The sequence below is a fragment of the Mesorhizobium sp. 01N446 genome (assembly GCF_056399285.1).
This window is the reverse complement of sequence record NZ_JBFTRA010000001.1, coordinates 975,651-993,682: the sequence shown is the minus strand read 5'-3', so window position 1 is coordinate 993,682 and position 18,032 is coordinate 975,651. Positions and strand designations below refer to the sequence as shown.

At 64.0% G+C, this 18,032-nt stretch carries 19 protein-coding genes; 8 read left to right on the top strand and 11 right to left on the bottom strand.

The annotated features are described in order from the left end of the window. The first annotated feature begins 342 nt into the window (after window positions 1-342). Window positions 343-1,533 carry a flavin-containing monooxygenase gene (locus AC1DPX_RS04650; RefSeq protein ID WP_477234908.1) on the top strand — a complete coding sequence of 397 codons (1,191 nt, stop codon included), beginning with the start codon at window positions 343-345 and terminating at the stop codon, window positions 1,531-1,533. 44 nt (window positions 1,534-1,577) lie between these two features. Here AC1DPX_RS04650 and AC1DPX_RS04645 read toward each other — a convergent pair whose 3' ends face one another. After that, window positions 1,578-1,802, bottom strand: a complete 225-nt coding sequence (locus AC1DPX_RS04645; protein ID WP_202357030.1) for a hypothetical protein — start codon at window positions 1,800-1,802, stop codon at window positions 1,578-1,580. 125 nt (window positions 1,803-1,927) lie between these two features. Next, a complete protein-coding gene (locus tag AC1DPX_RS04640; protein ID WP_477234906.1) occupies window positions 1,928-3,931 on the bottom strand; it encodes a PhoX family protein in 2,004 nt (667 codons plus the stop codon). Window positions 3,932-4,204: 273 nt separating this feature from the next. Between AC1DPX_RS04640 and AC1DPX_RS04635 the strand changes: the two genes are divergently transcribed. Next, window positions 4,205-4,858, top strand: coding sequence for a hypothetical protein (locus AC1DPX_RS04635; protein WP_477234904.1), 654 nt, complete (start codon window positions 4,205-4,207; stop codon window positions 4,856-4,858). A gap of 178 nt (window positions 4,859-5,036) precedes the next feature. Here AC1DPX_RS04635 and AC1DPX_RS04630 read toward each other — a convergent pair whose 3' ends face one another. Together AC1DPX_RS04630 and AC1DPX_RS04625 are read right to left on the bottom strand one after the other, a co-directional pair. Continuing rightward, window positions 5,037-5,699, bottom strand: coding sequence for a response regulator (locus AC1DPX_RS04630; RefSeq protein ID WP_202357027.1), 663 nt, complete (start codon window positions 5,697-5,699; stop codon window positions 5,037-5,039). After that, the gene (locus AC1DPX_RS04625; protein ID WP_477234902.1) at window positions 5,696-7,087 is read right to left on the bottom strand and encodes a sensor histidine kinase; all 1,392 of its coding nucleotides are present in this window, start codon (window positions 7,085-7,087) and stop codon (window positions 5,696-5,698) included. The genes AC1DPX_RS04630 and AC1DPX_RS04625 overlap by 4 nt, the downstream gene beginning before the upstream one ends. 170 nt (window positions 7,088-7,257) lie before the next feature. Here AC1DPX_RS04625 and AC1DPX_RS04620 point away from each other — a divergent pair, with 170 nt between their 5' ends. From AC1DPX_RS04620 to AC1DPX_RS04605, 4 genes are all read left to right on the top strand, one after another. Next, window positions 7,258-7,596: a hypothetical protein gene (locus AC1DPX_RS04620; RefSeq protein ID WP_019862242.1), complete on the top strand. Its 339-nt coding sequence runs from the start codon at window positions 7,258-7,260 to the stop codon at window positions 7,594-7,596. 28 nt (window positions 7,597-7,624) lie between these two features. Beyond that, window positions 7,625-8,335, top strand: a complete 711-nt coding sequence (locus AC1DPX_RS04615) for a phosphatase PAP2 family protein (RefSeq protein ID WP_477234900.1) — start codon at window positions 7,625-7,627, stop codon at window positions 8,333-8,335. Between the two features lie 293 nt (window positions 8,336-8,628). Continuing rightward, window positions 8,629-8,907: a helix-turn-helix domain-containing protein gene (locus AC1DPX_RS04610; RefSeq protein WP_010912541.1), complete on the top strand. Its 279-nt coding sequence runs from the start codon at window positions 8,629-8,631 to the stop codon at window positions 8,905-8,907. A 66-nt stretch (window positions 8,908-8,973) separates the two neighbouring features. Next, on the top strand, window positions 8,974-10,743 hold the full coding sequence (locus AC1DPX_RS04605) for a SulP family inorganic anion transporter (protein WP_477234898.1): 1,770 nt from the start codon (window positions 8,974-8,976) through the stop codon (window positions 10,741-10,743). A 20-nt stretch (window positions 10,744-10,763) separates the two neighbouring features. Here AC1DPX_RS04605 and AC1DPX_RS04600 read toward each other — a convergent pair whose 3' ends face one another. Further along, window positions 10,764-11,489, bottom strand: coding sequence for a haloacid dehalogenase type II (locus tag AC1DPX_RS04600; RefSeq protein ID WP_477234896.1), 726 nt, complete (start codon window positions 11,487-11,489; stop codon window positions 10,764-10,766). 82 nt (window positions 11,490-11,571) lie between these two features. Continuing rightward, window positions 11,572-12,492: a DMT family transporter gene (locus tag AC1DPX_RS04595; protein WP_477234894.1), complete on the bottom strand. Its 921-nt coding sequence runs from the start codon at window positions 12,490-12,492 to the stop codon at window positions 11,572-11,574. A gap of 204 nt (window positions 12,493-12,696) precedes the next feature. On the opposite strand from AC1DPX_RS04595, the gene AC1DPX_RS04590 reads away from it, so the two are divergent. Beyond that, entirely contained in the window at window positions 12,697-13,587 is an 891-nt protein-coding gene (locus AC1DPX_RS04590; protein ID WP_477234892.1) for a LysR family transcriptional regulator, read from the top strand. Window positions 13,588-13,617: 30 nt separating this feature from the next. Here AC1DPX_RS04590 and AC1DPX_RS04585 read toward each other — a convergent pair whose 3' ends face one another. The 3 genes from AC1DPX_RS04585 to AC1DPX_RS04575 form a co-directional block, all read right to left on the bottom strand. Continuing rightward, window positions 13,618-14,244 (bottom strand): DNA-3-methyladenine glycosylase, encoded by a 627-nt coding sequence (locus AC1DPX_RS04585; protein WP_477234891.1) that lies wholly within the window; start codon window positions 14,242-14,244, stop codon window positions 13,618-13,620. Then, window positions 14,223-14,603, bottom strand: coding sequence for a nuclear transport factor 2 family protein (locus tag AC1DPX_RS04580; RefSeq protein WP_477234889.1), 381 nt, complete (start codon window positions 14,601-14,603; stop codon window positions 14,223-14,225). Before AC1DPX_RS04580 ends, AC1DPX_RS04585 begins: the two co-directional genes overlap by 22 nt. 83 nt (window positions 14,604-14,686) lie before the next feature. Next, entirely contained in the window at window positions 14,687-15,547 is an 861-nt protein-coding gene (locus tag AC1DPX_RS04575; RefSeq protein WP_477234887.1) for an SMP-30/gluconolactonase/LRE family protein, read from the bottom strand. 113 nt (window positions 15,548-15,660) lie between these two features. On the opposite strand from AC1DPX_RS04575, the gene AC1DPX_RS04570 reads away from it, so the two are divergent. Beyond that, the gene (locus AC1DPX_RS04570; RefSeq protein WP_477234885.1) at window positions 15,661-16,461 is read left to right on the top strand and encodes a helix-turn-helix domain-containing protein; all 801 of its coding nucleotides are present in this window, start codon (window positions 15,661-15,663) and stop codon (window positions 16,459-16,461) included. Window positions 16,462-16,468: 7 nt separating this feature from the next. On the opposite strand, the gene AC1DPX_RS04565 is transcribed toward AC1DPX_RS04570, so the two are convergent. Together AC1DPX_RS04565 and AC1DPX_RS04560 are read right to left on the bottom strand one after the other, a co-directional pair. Beyond that, a complete protein-coding gene (locus tag AC1DPX_RS04565) occupies window positions 16,469-16,864 on the bottom strand; it encodes a peptidase inhibitor family I36 protein (protein ID WP_244730664.1) in 396 nt (131 codons plus the stop codon). Window positions 16,865-17,125: 261 nt separating this feature from the next. After that, window positions 17,126-17,926, bottom strand: a complete 801-nt coding sequence (locus tag AC1DPX_RS04560; RefSeq protein WP_477234883.1) for a C40 family peptidase — start codon at window positions 17,924-17,926, stop codon at window positions 17,126-17,128. Between the last annotated feature and the right edge of the window lie 106 nt (window positions 17,927-18,032).

Below are 18,032 nucleotides of genomic sequence, written 5' to 3'. Positions count from 1 at the left end.
GGTTTCGAATTCCTGCGTCGGTAACGAGATCCGCCAGCCCCCGGAGCTCGAATCAATCACATTGCCGCGACCTGATTATCGCCGATGCCGCTGATATGCCATATAGGGCTGCATGGTTTCGGACAGAAGCGGGGATTCCGCTCCATCTCGTTGTTTTGGCAGCATCCGCGCGATGGAGTTGTTTGCGCCTGAAAGTGCCATGCTCCGGAACGCGACCGCGGCCCCGCGCAAGGCCTCGGCAATCGGCGCCGATCCGCTGTTTGGGTCTGCGCGCGATCAAACGGTTACAGCGTGCTGCGAGCGTGTCGGGATGCCGCAGGGGTGAAAGGGTTTTGAGAGTGAATGGCTGATACGACAACCAGACCGATGGTGGAGCAGGTGGCGGCGGTCGAGCCGGCGATCGTCATTGGCGCCGGCGCCGCCGGGCTGGCTGTCGCGCAGGCCCTGATCAAGGCCGGCGTGCCGGTGGCGATCCTGGAAAAGGAGAGCCGGCTGGCCGAGCCCTGGCATCGGCGCCACCAGCAACTGCATCTCAACACCCATCGCGATCTGTCGGCGCTGCCCGGCCTTTCCTTTCCCGGGGATACGCCGGCCTTTCCGCACCGCAACGTCGTTATCCGCCATATGAATGACTTCCGCCAGGCGAACCAGCTGCCGGTGGAGTTCGGCGTCGCCGTCGAGACCCTCGTGTTCCGGGGCGACCATTGGGCGGTGCGCACCAGCGCCGGCTCGCGCCTGGCGCGTCATGTCATCGTCGCCACCGGCCGCGACAAGGAACCCTTCACGCCGCAGTGGAAGGGCATGGAGGCCTTCGCGGGCCGGATCATCCATTCGGCGGATTTTGGCGACGCCAAGGCCTATGCCGGCAAGAAGGTGCTGGTCGTCGGCGCCGGCAATTCGGGCTTCGACGCCCTCAATCATCTGTCCGGGGTGGATGTGGCTTCTCTCTGGCTGTCGGCCCGCAATGGCCCCGCGCTTCTGCCCAAGCGCATCGGCCAGATCGCCGTGCACCGGCTTTCGCCGCTCATGGCGCGGCTGCCGCTGCGCGTCGCCGATGCGGCGATCGCCGCGACGCAGCGCCTGGTTTTCGGCGATCTCACCAAATTCGGCATGCCGCCCGCGCCGTCGGGCGGCGCCAGCCGCCTGACCTCGGACTACACCGCGATCGCCGCCGATGACGGCGCCGTCGACGCCATCAAATCGGGCAAGATCACCGTGGTGCCGGCGATACGGGAATTCACCCGCGACGGCGTGATCCTGGCCAATGGCAGCCTGATCGACCCCGACATCGTCATTGCCGCGACGGGCTACCGCACCGGGCTGGAGCGCATGGTCGGCAATCTCGGCGTGCTCGACAGCAAGGGCGTCCCGCTCTTCAACGGCGGCGAGGCCGATCCGAAACTGCCGGGCCTGTGGTTCACCGGCATGCGGCCGAGTATTCGCGGCTGCTTCGCCAATGCCGCCATATTGGGCAAGGCGATCGCCAGGCGGATCGCCGGTGCCGGCCGCCAGCAAGCTGGCGCCTCACGCTGATTTGATCGCAGATCCGCGCGAAAAGCATATGACCGCTTTTGACATCACGCCGATTTCGGCTCCAGCCGGCGGAAACCGACGGCGTCCGTCAGCATCTCCTCGTCGACCATGCCGGCATTGTGGAGCGCGAGCAGGTTGAGGGCGATCTCGCGCGCTTCCGGCGAATCGGGCCGTGCCTCGCGCCGCAGGCAGGCTTCGTCAAAGACGCGCTGCAGCCTGGCGATGTCGGCGGGCTTGAGCAGGCCGCGGTCATAGACTGACTTCGACATGGCGATGGTCTCCTGAGAACGACCTAGGGCGCCACCAGTAAATTGCCAATCTTTCCCGAGGCTTGAATGCAAGAAGAAGGGCTTCGCGATCACCGAAGCCCGTCCACGCATAGCCTCGCGGGATATCAGACCGCGATCTTGCCGCCGCCTTGCCTGGTGATGGCGACGACCGATGGCCGCACCGGCATTTCGGGCTTGAAGTCCGGCCAGCGCGTCGACGGATCCTCATAGTAGGACGGGCGGCCGAAACCTTCCCAATCCTCGCCGCCATCGCCCGGATGCTGGACGGCGACGAAAGCGGTTTGGTCGTCGGGCGCAAACAGTGGGCCGCACATTTCCGCGCCGATCGGCACGCGGAAGAACAGCTTTGAGGTCGCTCGCGCGGCCCCCTCCGTGTCGACCGCCCACAGGCCATCGGTGCGGCCCGTGGCCTTCGGACCCTGGCCGTCTGTGGCGACCCACAGGCGCCCGGCCGAATCGACCGCGCAATTGTCGGGCATGCCGAACCAGCCATTGGCCGTCGTCGCCGTCGAGAAGGTGGCGCCGACATCGGCAACCGAGGGATCGCCGCATTTCAAAAGCACCTCCCATTTGCCCTTTGCGGCGGTGAAATCACCGTCGGTCTCGGTGATCTCGATGATGTGACCGAAGGCATTTTCGGCGCGCGGGTTGGCGGCGTCGACCTGGTCGGCCTTGCGCTTCGAATTGTTGGTCAGCATGACATAGACCTTGCCGTTGACCCCGTTGGGCTGGATGTCCTCGGGCCGGTCCATCTTGGTGGCGCCGAGCAGATCGGCGGCGCGCCGCGTCTCGATCAGCACGTCGGCCTGGCTGCCAAAGCCGTTTTCCGCCGTCAGCGGCCCCTGGCCGAAGACGATCGGCAGCCAGTCCACCGTGCCGTCCTCGGCGAATTTGGCGACATGCAGCGTGCCGTCGTCGAGCAGGTCCTTGTTGGCGGCATGGTCGTTGGCGTTGAACGTGCCCTTGGTGACGAATTTGTAGACATAGTCGAAGCGCTCGTCGTCGCCGAGATAGAAGACGACGCGGCCGTCCTTGGCGACGATCGATTCGGCGCCTTCATGCTTGAAGCGGCCCATGGCGGTGCGCTTCCTCGGCGTCGAATTCGGATCGTTGACGTCGACCTCGACGATCCAGCCGAAGCGGTTGGGTTCGTTCGGCTCCTTGGCGAGATTGAACCGGTCGTAATGCGCGCCCCATTCATAGGCGCCTTCCGGAATGCCGAGCCGCTTGTAGTTGGCGGCTTCCTTGTGGCCTTCCGGCAGTTCGCCGGAGAAATAGCCGTGGATGTTCTCCTCGGCCATCACATAGGTGCCCCACGGCGTGACGCCGCCGGCGCAATTGTTGAAAGTGCCGAACACTTTTGTGCCGGACGGGTCGGCATTGGTCTTGACGCGATCATGGCCGGCGACCGGACCAGATAGCGCCATTTCGGTGGTCGAGGTGATGCGGCGGTTGTGCTTGCCGTCGCGCACCACTTGCCATTTGCCACCTTGCTTGCGGATCTCGACGATGGTGCCGCCATGCGCCGCCATCTCGACATCGACCTGCTCCTTCGAGAGCGGGGCGACCTCGGCCTTCTTCTTCCCGTCCTTCTCGACGATCGAAACGATGCCCGGGAACATCAAATGCGGGTTGGTGTATTCGTGGTTGACCACGAGCAGGCCGTGCTCGGCCGAGCCGTCGATCGCGATGTAGCCGACATAGTCATTGTTGTAGCCGAACTGCCTGGCCTGTGCCTCAGCCGACTGTTTCGTCGGATCGAACTCCGGCGAATCGGCAAACAGCGGATCGCCCCAGCGCAACAGCACGTCGGCGTCGTAGCCCGGCGCGACATGATGCCTGTCGTCGATGCCGGCCTGGAGCTCGTCGAATTTGAAGGCCGATCCTTCCGCGGCGCGGGCATCGTCGGCGGCGGTCAAGGCCAGCGGGCCGACGGTCGCGGCGATCGCCGAGACGGCGAGCGATCCCTTCAGGAACCCCCGGCGTGAGAATCGCGCGGCGATGATCTCGCCCATGGTGCGGTTGTCGGTGGGGTTGATGGCCGGACCGTCGTTTTCCTCGAGCAGGCTGGTGCGGAATCGGGTGTCGGAGGAGCGATGTTCGGTCATGAGGGGCCTCTGGCTTTGGAGTGGCTGGAGCTTTTGTCGCCCTTCGACCCCTACAGCCGGCTGATCACATTTTCGTGACATCATACCTGCCCCGACGCTCCGGGCGAGGCGGATGTCACCCGTGATGTCGGACTTTAGTCCAACCTTGCGCTTGCAAAGGTCCTGGAGGACAAACGCAACGGTCGGAGGTCGCTTCCGGCCAATACATCTTTCGGCGATGTTGCGGGTTGCAACGTTGGGGTGGGCGCGCCGGCTCAATCGACGGAGATCATGATGCACGGATCGATCACGGCCCGGTGTGGCCGGCTGACGCTCGTTTCGGCGGCTGCCCTGGCGCTGACCATCATTCCCTATCGAATTGCCCTGCACCACTCCAACCCCGGAATCGACGCCGCGTCGGCACAGGCCGCCAGTGGCGGCAATGGCGGTGGTAACGGTGGCGGCAATGGCGGTGGCAACGGCGGCGGTAACGGCGGTGGCAACGGCGGCGGTAATGGCGGTGGCAACGGCGGTAACAGCGGCGGCGGTAACAGCAGCAGCGGCGGCAACAGCAGCAGCAGTGGCGGTAGCGGCGGTAACAGCAGCGGTGGCAACAGCAGCAGCGGCGGTGGTAGCGGCGGTAACAGCAGCGGCGGCAATGGTGGTAACAGCGGCAACGGGAATGGAAACAGCGGCAATTCCGGAACGGATGGCAAAGGTGACAACTCGGCATCCGGCAAGGGTCAGAGCGACAATGGCGTCAGCCATGTCAACGTCTCGACCGGCGACAAGGTCGAGGTGAGCGGCAACAAGATCACCGTCACGCATCCCGACGGCATCACCGAAAAGATCGAGAACGGCCGTTTCAAGATGAAGGATGCGCTGGGTCGCACGATCATCGACCGCCGAGCCACGCCGGCCGACTTCAGCCGGCTAAAGGCCTTGTGAAACCGGCCAACAGGCAACGGCCGGTTTCACATGTCACCTCCGCCGCCCCCGGCGGAGGTGACATTTCCTTGTCCGGGCCTCGCGCGGTCCCGCAATGGCCTGGCTCTTTGTTTTGACGCAATTCCCCAGGGAAAGCGCTACGCGCTTTTCCCGGAAAAACCGCTTTCCTGGAGTTGCTCTAAGAGCGGCTTCTGTCCCGGTCGCGCAATTCGCGCATCATGAGCGCCGCTTCAGTGCGGTTTCGCACATTGAGTTTCGACAGCACCCCGGTCATGTGGTGCTTGACCGTCTTCTCCTGCAACTCCAGGCGCAAGGCGACCTCCTTGTTGGAGAGCCCTTCCGCCACCAGCCGCAGGATTTCCGTTTGCCGTTCGGTGAGTTGCCGCAACCGGTCCGTCACGCCGTTGGTGGCCTGCGGGGATTGGAGATCGGAAAGCAGCCGCGCCGACAGCGCCGGCGAAAGATAGCTCTCGCCGGCCGCCACATTGCGCAGGATGTCGGCGAGCGCGCGCGATCCGACACCCTTGAGGATATAGCCCTGCACGCCTGCGTTCAGCGCCGTGGTTACATCGGCATTGGTCTCCGAGACAGTCAGCATGACGATCCTCTGGGCGGGATGGTCGGCAAGGATGCTTGCAACCGCGGACAGGCCGCCGCCCGGCATCGAGATATCGAGCAGCAATATGTCAGGGCGCACCGTTGAGGCGATGCGTTCGGCATCTTGCGCTGTCGCGCCTTCGCCGACGATCTCGAAACCTCCGATCTCCGACAAGCTGCGCGTCACGCCTTCGCGAAACAGCGGATGATCGTCGACAATAGCGATACGGATAGCCCCAATCATGCTTGCTCCTCGACCGAAAGACTGATCACCAATCGTGTGCCTTGCGCTCCCGTCAAGGTCTCGAACTGGCCGCCAATGCTTTCGACCCGCTCCCTGAGACCGGCGAGCCCCAACCCGTCGACCCGCGCCGGGTCGAAACCCGGCCCGCCGTCCGACACTTCGACAAAAAGCCTGCCATTCTTCATCCCGGCCCGCACCGTCTGATCCTTGGCCCGCCCGTGGCGATAGGCATTGTTCAGCCCTTCCTGCACGAAACGATAGATGCTGATCTTCTCGGAAGCGCCGAGTTCAGGCAAATGCCTGGGCAGTGTGAGCGTCACCGACGTTCCCGTCCGGCGCTCATGTTCATCGACGGCCAGCCGCAATATGTCCGTTGCCGCGGCCGTTTCTATCTGCGGCAAGACGAGACCGGTGCAGATACCGCGTATTTCGCGCATCGCATCCTCCAGCGTCTTGCGGATCATCGCGACCTCGGTCGCGCGGTTTTCGCCCCAATTGCCGTCGCCGGAGAATACCGGGCTGTCCATGCGCAGCGCGGCCAGGGCCACGAGTTGCGCCGGTCCGTCATGCAGGTCGGCGCCGATCCGGCGCAGGTATCGTTCGTTGAGGGCGGTGGCCCGGCGGGACGCCCGTTGCACACGCTGCCGCAAGGCGCTGTTTTGCGTCACCAGCCCCTGCAACTCGGACACCTGGCGGCGCAGCGCTCCGCGCTGATCGTCGATGGTGCGGCTCGCGCGCAGCACGATGCTCGACAACAGCAGAAAGGCCGTCAAGGTGGTGCCGGCCACGATCAGCCAGCTCGACAGCAGGGCGGAGGCCAGCGTGGCTTTGAAATCGGTGGCGACCTCGAAGAATTCGGTGACGGCCACCACCTCGCCGGACCAGGGTTCGCGCACGGGGTTGTAGATCTCCAGCAACGGCACGCCGACGGTCCGCTCCTTGACTTCGTCTCCATCGAAAACATCGAATTGCGCGGTGACGTTGCCCTGGAAGGCGGACCGGAGACTGTCTGTCAGATCGAAGCGGCGGCCGATCAAGGTCGGGTCCTTGGCATAGAGCACGGTGCCGTCGGGGCGCCAGAGCCTGAACGAGACCAGGCGCTTGCCGAGCGCGCCCTGGCCGAGCGTCTCGTCGAGCGCCTGCTTGGCGGAATCGCTGAGCTCCTCGCTCTTGCGCAGGTCCGGCAGCAGCGGCGCGATCACGCTGTCGACATAGAGCGCCGTCGTGGCGGCCGAATTGCGGATGACGCCGTCCCGGATCTGCGACGTCACCCAGGCGCCCACCACCAGCATGACGGCCAGAAGGCCAAAGCCTCCGGCAACGAGGAATTGCAGGGCAAGGGAAAGCTCGCTCCAGCGCCGCGTCAAGTTATGCAGAATACGAATCATGAGCCCCTGACCGCCCCTCCATCGATCAGCTAGGCGATATCGGCACATTGAGCCTCAGTCTTGCCGTTGCCAAGACCTTCGTTAGAACGAGGTCGCTTGACGTCTCGAAGCGCTTGCGAAACAAGGTCCGCGGCACATGCGGCGGCAGCCGCTTCGAGGGGGATGGGACGTTGAGTTTTTCGGGACTGCTGCAGCTTGGCTTTTCGACGGTGATCTTCCTTCTGGCCGCAACCGCCGCCAAGCAATGGGGACTGGCGCCGAGCCTGGGCAAGATCCTGTTGACGCTGGCGCTCTATTCGCTGGGCAATCTGATCATGCTGCGGCTGATCCGCGAGTTCGGTATGTCGGTGTCGTTCAGCCTTTCGGCAGTCATCCAGCTGGTCTCGGTCAACGTCGTTGCACTGGTGTTCTTCGGCGAGCGCGTCAACGCGCTGCAGGCCACCGGCATCGTGCTGGCGATCGCCGCCGTGGCGCTGATCACGCTCGGACCCTATCTGCAAGGGCGCTGATCCAGATGAGGACTGCGATACCGTTGTGATGAAAGACACCGCAAACACCCTGCTCAACCGCATCGAATTCCCGGTCCTGCTGGCCGGCCTGGTCATCGCCGGCGGCCTGTGGGGCTTCGAGGAGCTGATGGAGGCGGCGCGGGCAACCGCGCCGCACGCCTTCGACACCGAAATCCTGCTTGCCTTCCGCCAGGCGGGCCAGCCCGGCATTCCCTTAGGCCCGCCATGGCTGGAAGGGGCGGTGCGCGACATCACCAGCCTCGGCAGCGCCAGCGTGCTGGTGCTGATCACGGCGGCGATGATCATCTATCTTCTGTTGATCCGCAGGCCGGGGACCGCGCTTCTCATCTTCGTCGCCGTGGCCGGCGGCCAGGTGCTGTCGAGCTTGCTCAAGGTCGGGGTCGACCGGCCGCGGCCCGAGCTCGTTTCGCATCTGGTCAGCGAGACGTCGCTTTCCTTCCCGAGCGGCCACGCCATGCTTTCGGCGGTGACCTACCTCACGCTCGGTTCTCTCGCCGCGCGCTTCCTGCATGGAAGGGCGACGAAGATCTACGTCTTGTCGCTGGCCGTGCTGACCACGGTGCTGGTCGGCGTCAGCCGCGTCTATCTCGGCGTCCACTGGCCGTCGGATGTGCTGGCCGGCTGGTGCGCCGGCTTCGCCTGGGCGATGCTGTGCTGGCTGGTGGCGCGCGCGTTGCAGCGCCGCAAGGTGGTGGGCGACGATGCCGATGGCGCCTGACTGCACTCCAGCCTTGCGCTCAGATCAATCTGTTGATGAGGTGTCCACCACAGCCTGCCAGGGCCAGAACCATCGACAGCAAGCACGCCGATGTCATCAAGGTCTTGAAAACAGTCAACCGCATTACCCCCTGCCCCAGATGGACGACACCCTAGCTCGCAATCCCCGGAAAGTATCGGAAAATGGACAACCGGGCATGAGGGTTACGCCTCAGACATTCATATTGATGCTTGAAACATCATGACGATGGTATTATACCTTACTCCTGCAGACTCAGACATGGGGTCCGACCAATGATCACTGCCGCACAGATGCGTGCCGCAAGGGCCTTGGCCGGCATCGACCAGAAAACGCTCGCTGAGCGCGCAGGCGTTTCGCTTCCAACCATCCAGCGCATGGAAGCGAGCGACGGCGTGGTTCGGGGCGTGGTCGATACGCTGATGAAGGTCATCCAGGCGCTCGACGAGGCCGGGGTGGAGTTGATCGGCGAGAACCAGGCCAGCGAGCGTGGCGGCAGGGGCGTACGCCTCAAACCCGCCGTGCCGCCAGATCCCAGGGCTGAGCCGGCATAAGTCGCGACGGCGACCGCCGACACTCCTGCCGACGATCCCGCCGCCCTCATGTGCGGAAGGCAGTCCATGGATCAGACACGGCAGGCAGCGCGTCAACCGACCCATAAGTCGGTCAACAAATCGACCCATCGGTCGGCCCAAAAGTCGGCAAAGCCGACATTTGCCGAACTGTTCACGCCGAAGCTGGTGACGGTCTGGCGCGAGGGCTACCACCTGCCGCAGTTCAAGGCCGACTTCATGGCCGGGCTGACCGTCGCCATCGTCGCGCTGCCGCTGTCGATGGCGATTGCGATCGCTTCGGGCGTGACGCCGGAGCGCGGCCTGTTCACCGCGATCGTCGGCGGTTTCATCGTCTCGGCGCTCGGCGGCAGCCGCTTCCAGATCGGCGGCCCGGCCGGCGCCTTCATCGTGCTGGTGGCTGCAACGGTGCAGCGCGAAGGTGTCGACGGCCTGCTCCTGGCGACGATTATGGCCGGCGTGTTCCTGCTTGCCATCGGCTATCTCAGGCTTGGCACCTACATCAAATTCATTCCCTACCCGGTGACGGTCGGCTTCACCGCCGGCATTGCCGTCATCATCTTCTCCGGCCAGATCGTCGAGCTGTTCGGGCTGAAGCTTAGCGGTCCGGAGCCCGGGCCGCTGCTTCCGAAACTGATGGCGATCGGGCAGGCGGCCGGCACGGTCAACATCTCGGCGACGCTGGTGGCGGTGCTGACCATTGCCACCATTGTCGCGGTCAAGCGCTGGCGACCGGGCTGGCCGGGCATGCTGATCGCCGTAGGGCTCGCCTCGCTGGTGGTGGCGCTGCTGGCACTGCCGGCGGAAACCATCGGCACGCGCTATGGCGGCATTCCGCGCAGCCTGCAATGGCCGGCGCTGCCGGCGCTCAGCCTGGGCAAGGCGGTCGCGGTGCTGCCGGACGCCATTGCCTTTGCCTTGCTCGGCGCCATCGAATCCTTGCTGTCTGCCGTCGTCGCCGACGGCATGACTGGACGGCGCCATCGTTCCAATTGCGAACTGGTGGCGCAAGGTTTCGCCAACATCGCTTCGGCGCTGTTCGGCGGCATTTGCACCACCGGCACCATAGCCCGCACCGCCACCAATGTGCGGGCCGGCGCGCATGGGCCGGTCTCGGGCATGCTGCATTCGCTGTTCCTGCTGGTCTTCATGCTGGTGGCGGCCCCGCTGGCCAGCTACATCCCGCTTGCCGCCCTTGCCGGCGTGCTGGCGGTGGTCTGCTGGAACATGTTCGAGAAGCAGGCCTTCGCGACGCTGCTGCGCGCATCGCGCGGCGATGCGCTGGTGCTGATGGCGACCTTCCTGATCGTCGTCTTCCGCGACCTGACCGAAGGCATCGTCGTCGGCTTCGCGCTGGGCTCGATCCTGTTCATCGACCGCATGGCCAAGTCCGTCGCGGTCGAGGCGGACCTGGTGCAGGACGACGTCGCCGACACCGTCAACGCCGCCGGCGCCTACGATGCCAGTGAGGCGAGCGACGYCGACACCATCGTCTACCGCATCTCCGGCGCCTTCTTCTTCGGCGCCGCCTCCACTGTCGGCAGCGTGCTCGACCGCATCGCCGACCAGCGCAAGAACTTTATCCTCGATTGTTCCGCCGTGCCGCTCTTCGATTCGACCGCCGCCAATGTCATCGAAAGCGCGGCCCACAAGGCCAGGCGCGCCGGGATCCGCTTCGTCATAGCGGGTGCGGCGCCGCAGATACGACGCATGCTGATCAACCACGGCGTCAAGCGCCCGCTGGTGACCTATGCCGCCTCGATCAGCGATGCGCGGGCGCAACTGGCGGGGACGCCGGCGCGTCCTGTCACGCACTAGGCTGTGTTGCGGCTCTGGTATCAGCCGCCCCGCAATTCTTCAGCGTGTGCCTTCGCCAGGTCCGCCATGCTGTCGAAGCGGAAATCCACGGTCGGCAGGTCGCCGGGGTTCATCGTGGCGCCGAAGCCCCGATCCGCATGCCGCCGATGGATCCAGCACGATGTCAGGCCGATGCGGTTGGCCGTAGCGTGATCGTGGAACATGCTTGCCGCGGTGTGCAGGATCTCTCGCTTCTCTATGCCGATTGTACCGAGCTTTTCGAGCATATAGTCGAAATTCCCCAGGGACGGCTTGTAGGAGCCGATATCTTCCGCCGTATAGATCGCGTCGAAATCCACGCCGAGCTTCCTGTTGCTGAACGAGAAGCTTTTGTTGTCGACGTTGGAAAGGATGATCAGCTTGTAGTGCTTTTTGAGGTACTGCAAGGCATCCGCGGAGTCGGCAAAAGCCGGCCAGTCCTTCACGCTTTCGCCATACGCCACACATTCCCCGGGCGTGACGATGACACCCCACTCCTCCGCAAGTCGCTTGTAAACGATCGCCAGAAGGTCGCGGTAGCGTTTCCCCGGCGTCCATTTCTGCTGGCTGGCTTCGTGCCGGGCGTGCGCCTCCAGAATGTCGTTCCGGCTCAAGCCGCGGGGGGCCCGTTCGGTCAGCGGCTTCAGCCCGTCGATCATGCCGGATTCACAATCGATCAAGGTGCCGTAGCAGTCAAAGGTCAGGGCTTTGAAATCTGTGAGCTTCATGGGTTTGCCTCCTTGATGTCCGTGAGCGAAGCGGCGGCGGCGTGGATCGCCATCAATCATCAGGTCGATTTCGCCTCGGGGATCAGCCGCTCTGCTGCCGGCTGAGCTGAAAGTTCTTCGACGCTGCGCTGCCCGACGAGGTGAACCAGACACCGAACAATGTCACCGCAAGGCCAACCAACATCGACTTTGAAAGCGGCTCGCCGAACATCGACCAGCCCCACAGCATCGTCACCGGTGGGCTGAGATAGATGACGCTGCTGACCTGCGAGGCGGTGTAGAGGCGCAGGCTTGCATAGTAGGCGCTGTAGCAGAAGAAAGTCGAAAACAGCACCAGCCAGGCGATGCCGAATCCGAACCGGGCATCGAGCGGCGGCATCAGCCCGCCATTCCATTTTGCGCAGGCGGCGAAAAGCATCGCTGCCGTCAGGCATTGAATGCACAGGCTCTGATGGATGGGCATATGGATCGTCCCCATCCGCTTCTGCATCAGGATGGCCAGCGCCAGAACCATCATGGAAGCGACCGTCAACAGATATGCCCAGGCCGGGGCCGTCCCGAGGCTCAGGCTGTCCACCGAGACGATGAGAACGCCCGTCACGCCCAGCGCCGTTCCGATCCATTGTCTCCCGGTCAACCGGTGTCCCAGAATCGGCTGCGACAAGGCCGCGATGGCGAGCGGCACAAGATCGGAAATCAGCGCGACAAGGCCGGTCGGCACGCGCTGGCCGATGGCAAGCGCGAATCCGCCGAGATAGAGGAACATCATCGCCACGCCGAAGACCATCTGCTGGACCAGGGCGCGGGCGCTTATGTGCGGTCCGATCAGGAGAGCAAACGGCAAGAGGATCAATCCGGACATCAGTGTCCGCCAGAACAGCACGAGCATGACATCGGCATTCTCGCTGGCGTAGCGGATGCCGACGAAGCCGGAACTCCAGCTGACGACCAGCGCCGTCGCCATCATTGGCCACACGAGGCGATGGGCTGTGGTGTGCGTCATGTCATCTCTTTGGTCAGCCGCCTGTGACCGCAAGCGGATCACGGCCGATTTTGGCGCGGACTATTGACGGCACCCACACGCCTTTGCACATGACAAATTTCGATATGATCATGAAGTTACCCGAAAACCAGCATACCAACTTGCCTAAGAGGCATGAGGGGATCAGAAATTGGCGCATCTGGTTGGTTTCGAGCGAGGATTGTCATGGCCGGAGTGATCAGCCGCCGCCTGGATGTCGACGCCTTGCGCGCACTGGTCGCGATCGAGAAGCATGGCGGTGTGACGCGCGCGGCCGAAGTACTCGGCCTGTCGCAGTCGGCCGTCAGCCATAAGATCAAGCGACTGGAAACGAGCCTCGACTGCGAAATCCTTACCCGGAAGGCCAACGCGCCGATGTTCACCACGGCCGGGCAGGATCTGCTGGGCTATGCCAGGCGCATTCTGGGCATCCATGACGAGGCGGTGCTCAGCCTGTCGAAAAGCACTTTGCAAGGCAAGATCGCGCTGGGAATGACCGAGGATACGACCTGTACGGACCTGTCGCGCATTCTTGGCCGTTTCCGCCGGCTCTACCCAGACGTGAGCGTGCGCACGCAGGTGCGCATGAGCCTCGTCTTGCAGGATCTGGTAAGCCAGGGAGCCCTCGATGCCGCCATCATCCAGGTTTTCCAGCACGAGGTCCGCCCGGCCGACATCCTGCTGTTCCGCGAGACGCTGCATTGGGTGAAATCGCGCGATCTGGTTCTGGCGACCGGCAAGCCGGTCCCGTTTCTGTCCTTCGATGAGAATTGCTTTTACCGGCGCTGGGGCATCGATGTCGGGCAGGATGAGGATACGGTGTTGGAAACCGTGTTCGAATGCTCCAGCGCGGCAGGAATCATTGCCGGCGTGACCGCCGGGCTCGGCGTCGCCCTCTTGAGCCAGCGCCACCTGCAGCCCGACATGGAGATCGTCGACGGCAAATTCCCCAAACCTCCGGACTTGGCCTATGTCATCCGGCGCGCACGCGCGCCCAGGAACCCCGCGCTCGAGACGTTGGTCAGGGAGATCGAGGTCGAGGTAAGGCGTTACGGGACGCTGCAAATCGCGGTCTGAGCGCGTCGCGCTGCGACTGTGGCGGGTCTTTTATTCCCGAAGCGATCTCGGACCGCTGACGAACGGGCTGCCCCTGACATAGAACCGCAGCAGCCGGTCGGCGTCCTTGGTGATGCCGATCCTGATGCTCTGCCCGATCTTGCCTGGTTCAAGATCATCCCTTGCGAGCCACAAAGGCCCTTTCCGGCAGAGATCGAGCCCATCGAGCGAACGATCGATGCGCAGCGCCGTAGCCAGCCGTCCCGGCCCGCGCGCCAGGTCGCGCAAGCGCTCGACGCCGCGATTGCGCCGCATGATTTCGATGCCTTCAAGCGGCTCCAGCGCCCGGATCAGCACCCCGGTTCCAACGCCTTCCGCCTCGCTCGAGACGTTGAGCATCATGGAGGTACCATAGGCGAGATAGACATAGGCGTGGCCGCGCTCGAGGAACAGCGAACGGTTGCGCGGGGTCATCCCCCTGAAACCATGCCCGGCGGCGTCGCCGACGACATAGGCCTCGGTCTCGACGATGCGGCCGCTGACCATGCCCTCGGGCAACGCCCGCACCACCAGCTTGCCGATCAGGAAGCGGGCGAGGGCGACTGTATCGTCGGGCAGCTCCGAGCGACTGAGCGGCATATGATCGTTGCTGTGGCTCACGGTATCCGTTCGACCCATTGCGCCCGCGACGGTCCCGGGTCGAACGGCTCGCTGAAATACTGCGTCTCGCGGGCCACCTTGCCGCCGACGAACTCCATGATGCTGACGGTGAAGGAGGGCCGCCCGTCATAGTTCAGGACATATTCGGTGACCCACAGATTCTCGGCGCCGGTGATCCGCCGCACCGCAAAACGCTTGCGGTTCGGCTGCGCGGCGCGGGACGACTGGATGTTGCGCCGCCCGCGGATGCGCTCGCCCGACTGCGGATAGTCGAGCACCGCATCGTCCCGGTAGATCTCATGCTCGGCCTCGAAGTCGCCGGCATCGGAAGCCGCCCAGTGGCGATCCAGAGCCGCAGGGATTTCCCCATCGTCCATGTCAAACCTCCTTGGATGGACCGTCGTAGCACGGTCCATCCACGGCTGTTAGCGAGGAGTGCGGATCGGCCCCAGGAGCGCTCTCAATCGAGCTTCAGCGCCGCGACCTCGCCTTCGTTCATCAGCGGCACGTAGAGGATCGACTTGCCGTCGGTGCCGATGTCGGCGCTGCCCGGCTTGAAATGCGCTATCGCTTCCGGCGCGCCGCCGGTTTTGTAGCGATAGAGCGTGCCGGTCATGTAGGCGGTGGCGTAGATGGTGTCGCCGATGACGATGACGCCGTCGAGATCGGCGAATGTCTGCGCGCCCGGCAGCGGCGAAATCGCCTTGCTGGCGAGATCGACGGCCAGCAGTCCGCCTGGCTCCGCCGTGCTGAAGTCGGGCTTGATGCCCTTGCCCCAGGAGGCGACGATCAGCCTGTCGCCATCGGCGAAGACGCCGTTGGGCGAGGCAAGCAGTGCGTCCTTGACGAACAGCTCCGGCCGGTCGCCGTCGATGCGGTAGATTGTGTCGGCCAGCATGTCGCTGACATAGACCTTGCCGGTGTGGTCCGAGGTCATGTCGTTGAGGAAGACGGCATTCGGCACCGCGATGCTGGCGATCAGCCTGCCGCTGGCCAGATCGACGACGCGGACCTTGGTGATGTCGGCCACATAGAGCTTGCCGCCCGATATCGCCATGCCCTTGGGCGCGTCCATGCCGTCGGTCCAGTGCTGGGTCACGGTCTTGCCGTCCAGCGACAGCACCGAGAGATAACCGTTGCCGTCGGCGGCGCCGGGATCGCCTGATATGTTGGAGACGATGATGCGATTGTTGGCGGCGTCGAACAGCGCCGATTCCGGCTGTTCGAGGCCCGTGGCGCGCCAGAGCTCGCCGGCCTGGGCGACGGGCGCGGCCGCCATGCTGATGGTGGCGGCGAAGGCTGAGAGGATGAGGCGGTTCATGGCTGTTCTCCTGTAATGACAGGCGAGAGCTAGGGTTTTCGATACTTTTCCGGAAGGCCGATTACCACTAGTATCGAATATCGATACGAAACTGCCGGCAAGAGGTGCATGCCATGAACGGTCTGATCTTCGAGGCGCTGAAGCGGACGCTGAAGGCCAAGGGCGTCACCTATCGCGAACTTGCCGAACGCATGGGCGTTTCCGAGCCGACGGTGAAGCGCATCTTTCACGAGAAGAACTGCAAGCTCGACCGGCTGGTGGAGATCTGCGCGGCCGCCGGCGTCGAACTGGAAAACGTGCTGGGCTCGATGAACCGCGGGCCGGGGCCGGCCAACCACATCGCGCCCGAGATCGAGCGCCGGCTCGCCGGCCGGCCGGCGCTGCTGTTCATCTTCGTCATGCTGTCGGAAAAATTCACGCCGGAAGGCATCATGCGCTCGCAAGGGCTGAGCGAGGCCTCGATGTTCCTCTATCTGCGCGACCTCGAGGAACTCGGCCTGATCGCGCTCGGCCGGGGTCTTTCGGCAAGATTGCTGGTCGAGACGCCGATCCAGTGGAATTTCGAAGGGCCGCTACGGCCGCTGTTCGAGATGACCAACAAGAATTTCATCGGCTGGGCCATCACCCATATCGACAAGGAGGCGACCTTCGTCAGCTTCTCCAGGCGGATGCGGCCGCAGACGGCGGAGATGGTGCGGCGCGAGGCCGAGGAACTGGCCGAGCGCGCCAAGCTGCTGGCCCATCACGACCAGCATACGACGCCCGAGGGCGGGCTCACCGGCTACAAATTCACGTTTGCCTTCGGCGCGACGCCGTTCCCCGCGATCATGCCTATCGGCCCGCACCCGCGCGATGCCGGGGCGACGATGAAGGATCAGCCGCCCCAGGCGAAAAAGCTACCATTGCCGGCTTAGCAATTGGTCAATAGTTCGCGCCGCCGCCGCAATCGCATTCCGCCTCGCTTGCCCTGTCGTTCCAGCCGCTACCGACATAGGAATAGCTCCTTCCGGATCGAAAGTGATGTCCGCCGCGCTCGACATGTTCCCACAGCGTGATGGTGCAGCCGCGTCCGACCTTGAACGACGACACCTTGTCGTTCCAGGAGGGTTCGTAGATGAAGCGATGAATGCCGTCCGAGATGCCGAATTCGGGCGGGTTCACCATCTTCATGTCATCGCGATGCCCCAGCGTCCAATGAGAGCCGCCGTAGTCGCGATCCGAGTAGATCGTGCATGTCCGGTTCGCGGCATTGGCCGCGCTCACCATGAGGCCGACCGTAATACCCGCAATGAGGATTCGCAATTTCGCCTGTTTCATATCCCTCTCCTGCTTGGCGATTTAGGAAGATGCGAGAATTGCCGCACGAAAAAGCCGCCATCGGTAACAAGCCCAGGTCGATCGGCAATTCAGATCAGTATATGACGTTGCAGTGTAAGTGATGCTGTCGAACGATCCGTCCATGCGACTGGACGGTGACAAGATTACAGCAGCTCTGCTTAAGCAACAAACGGGAATTTCATCTTCCGGTCGCCTGGCGCCTGGAATCGGCTGATGGGCGGGTTTCGAGGCAGGCGGCCGCTACTCGGCGGCCTTCGTCTCGGGGGCCTTATCGTCCCAGACCATCTGCCGGTAGTCGAAACCATATTCCAGCGTCGGCTTGACGATGCGGAAGAACGGCGACAGGTCGAAGTCGCGCGGCGTGTAGAGCGAGTGGTGGCGGATGTGCAGGATTTCCTTGCGCATATAGCTCGACTGCGCCGAAGCGCGGCCCGGCGCATGGGTGATCTCGGGCAGGATCGGGTAGTGGATCTGGCCATAGGCCTCGGCGATGAGCGAGGAGCAGATGGCGCGCGTCGGGTCGCCGGAGCCGAAGGCCAGCATGCGGCGGCGCCAGCGCACCGGCACCGGCGGTGTCGGCAGGAAATAGCGCAGCATGTCGAAAATGTTCTTGAGGTCGTATTTCAGGCCAAGCTTGCCGATCATGAAGGCGACGACATGATCGCGGTCCTCCGGGGTCAGCCCGCTCGCCCGGCAGATGCGGGTGTTGTAGGTGCGATAGCGCGACAGGGGCACCGCCACGCAGCCTTCGCCGAGCGTCACCTCGACCAGCCGCCGCCGCTCGGTTCCGTCCTCCGGTTCGGCCAGCGCGTCGCCGACATAGAAGGCCGCATGCGACCAGGTCGACTGGGTGAGGTACTTGATCGCCGCCGAAATCTTCTGGTTGCCCTCGACCAGCAGTATGTCGCCGGGCTCCAGCGTGCGGCGCAGCGTCTCGGCGTCCGACGGCGTGTAGGGCTCATAGCCGGAGGATTCTTCCTGCAGCCGGCCGGCGAGCCAGCGGCCAAGTCGGTCCAGAAGCGTGTCGCCGGGCTCGGTCATGGTGGAGTGTGACTAAAGCAATTCCAGGAAAAGTGTGAGCGTTTTCCGTCCGGAATTGCGTTGAGATAAAGCACGGGCCAGCGGGGAAGGGCCAGCGCGCCGCCGC

Coding starts and splice junctions, on each gene's coding strand:
- AC1DPX_RS04580 (WP_477234889.1), bottom strand. CDS start 14,603: ATGGACGATGGGGAAATCCCTGCGGCTCTGGATCGCCACTGGGCGGCT.
- AC1DPX_RS04565 (WP_244730664.1), bottom strand. CDS start 16,864: ATGAAACAGGCGAAATTGCGAATCCTCATTGCGGGTATTACGGTCGGC.
- AC1DPX_RS04645 (WP_202357030.1), bottom strand. CDS start 1,802: ATGTCGAAGTCAGTCTATGACCGCGGCCTGCTCAAGCCCGCCGACATC.
- AC1DPX_RS04615 (WP_477234900.1), top strand. CDS start 7,625: ATGAAAGACACCGCAAACACCCTGCTCAACCGCATCGAATTCCCGGTC.
- AC1DPX_RS04595 (WP_477234894.1), bottom strand. CDS start 12,492: ATGACGCACACCACAGCCCATCGCCTCGTGTGGCCAATGATGGCGACG.
- AC1DPX_RS04610 (WP_010912541.1), top strand. CDS start 8,629: ATGATCACTGCCGCACAGATGCGTGCCGCAAGGGCCTTGGCCGGCATC.
- AC1DPX_RS04590 (WP_477234892.1), top strand. CDS start 12,697: ATGGCCGGAGTGATCAGCCGCCGCCTGGATGTCGACGCCTTGCGCGCA.
- AC1DPX_RS04570 (WP_477234885.1), top strand. CDS start 15,661: ATGAACGGTCTGATCTTCGAGGCGCTGAAGCGGACGCTGAAGGCCAAG.
- AC1DPX_RS04625 (WP_477234902.1), bottom strand. CDS start 7,087: ATGATTCGTATTCTGCATAACTTGACGCGGCGCTGGAGCGAGCTTTCC.
- AC1DPX_RS04630 (WP_202357027.1), bottom strand. CDS start 5,699: ATGATTGGGGCTATCCGTATCGCTATTGTCGACGATCATCCGCTGTTT.
- AC1DPX_RS04635 (WP_477234904.1), top strand. CDS start 4,205: ATGCACGGATCGATCACGGCCCGGTGTGGCCGGCTGACGCTCGTTTCG.
- AC1DPX_RS04560 (WP_477234883.1), bottom strand. CDS start 17,926: ATGACCGAGCCCGGCGACACGCTTCTGGACCGACTTGGCCGCTGGCTC.
- AC1DPX_RS04600 (WP_477234896.1), bottom strand. CDS start 11,489: ATGAAGCTCACAGATTTCAAAGCCCTGACCTTTGACTGCTACGGCACC.
- AC1DPX_RS04585 (WP_477234891.1), bottom strand. CDS start 14,244: ATGGGTCGAACGGATACCGTGAGCCACAGCAACGATCATATGCCGCTC.
- AC1DPX_RS04640 (WP_477234906.1), bottom strand. CDS start 3,931: ATGACCGAACATCGCTCCTCCGACACCCGATTCCGCACCAGCCTGCTC.
- AC1DPX_RS04650 (WP_477234908.1), top strand. CDS start 343: ATGGCTGATACGACAACCAGACCGATGGTGGAGCAGGTGGCGGCGGTC.
- AC1DPX_RS04575 (WP_477234887.1), bottom strand. CDS start 15,547: ATGAACCGCCTCATCCTCTCAGCCTTCGCCGCCACCATCAGCATGGCG.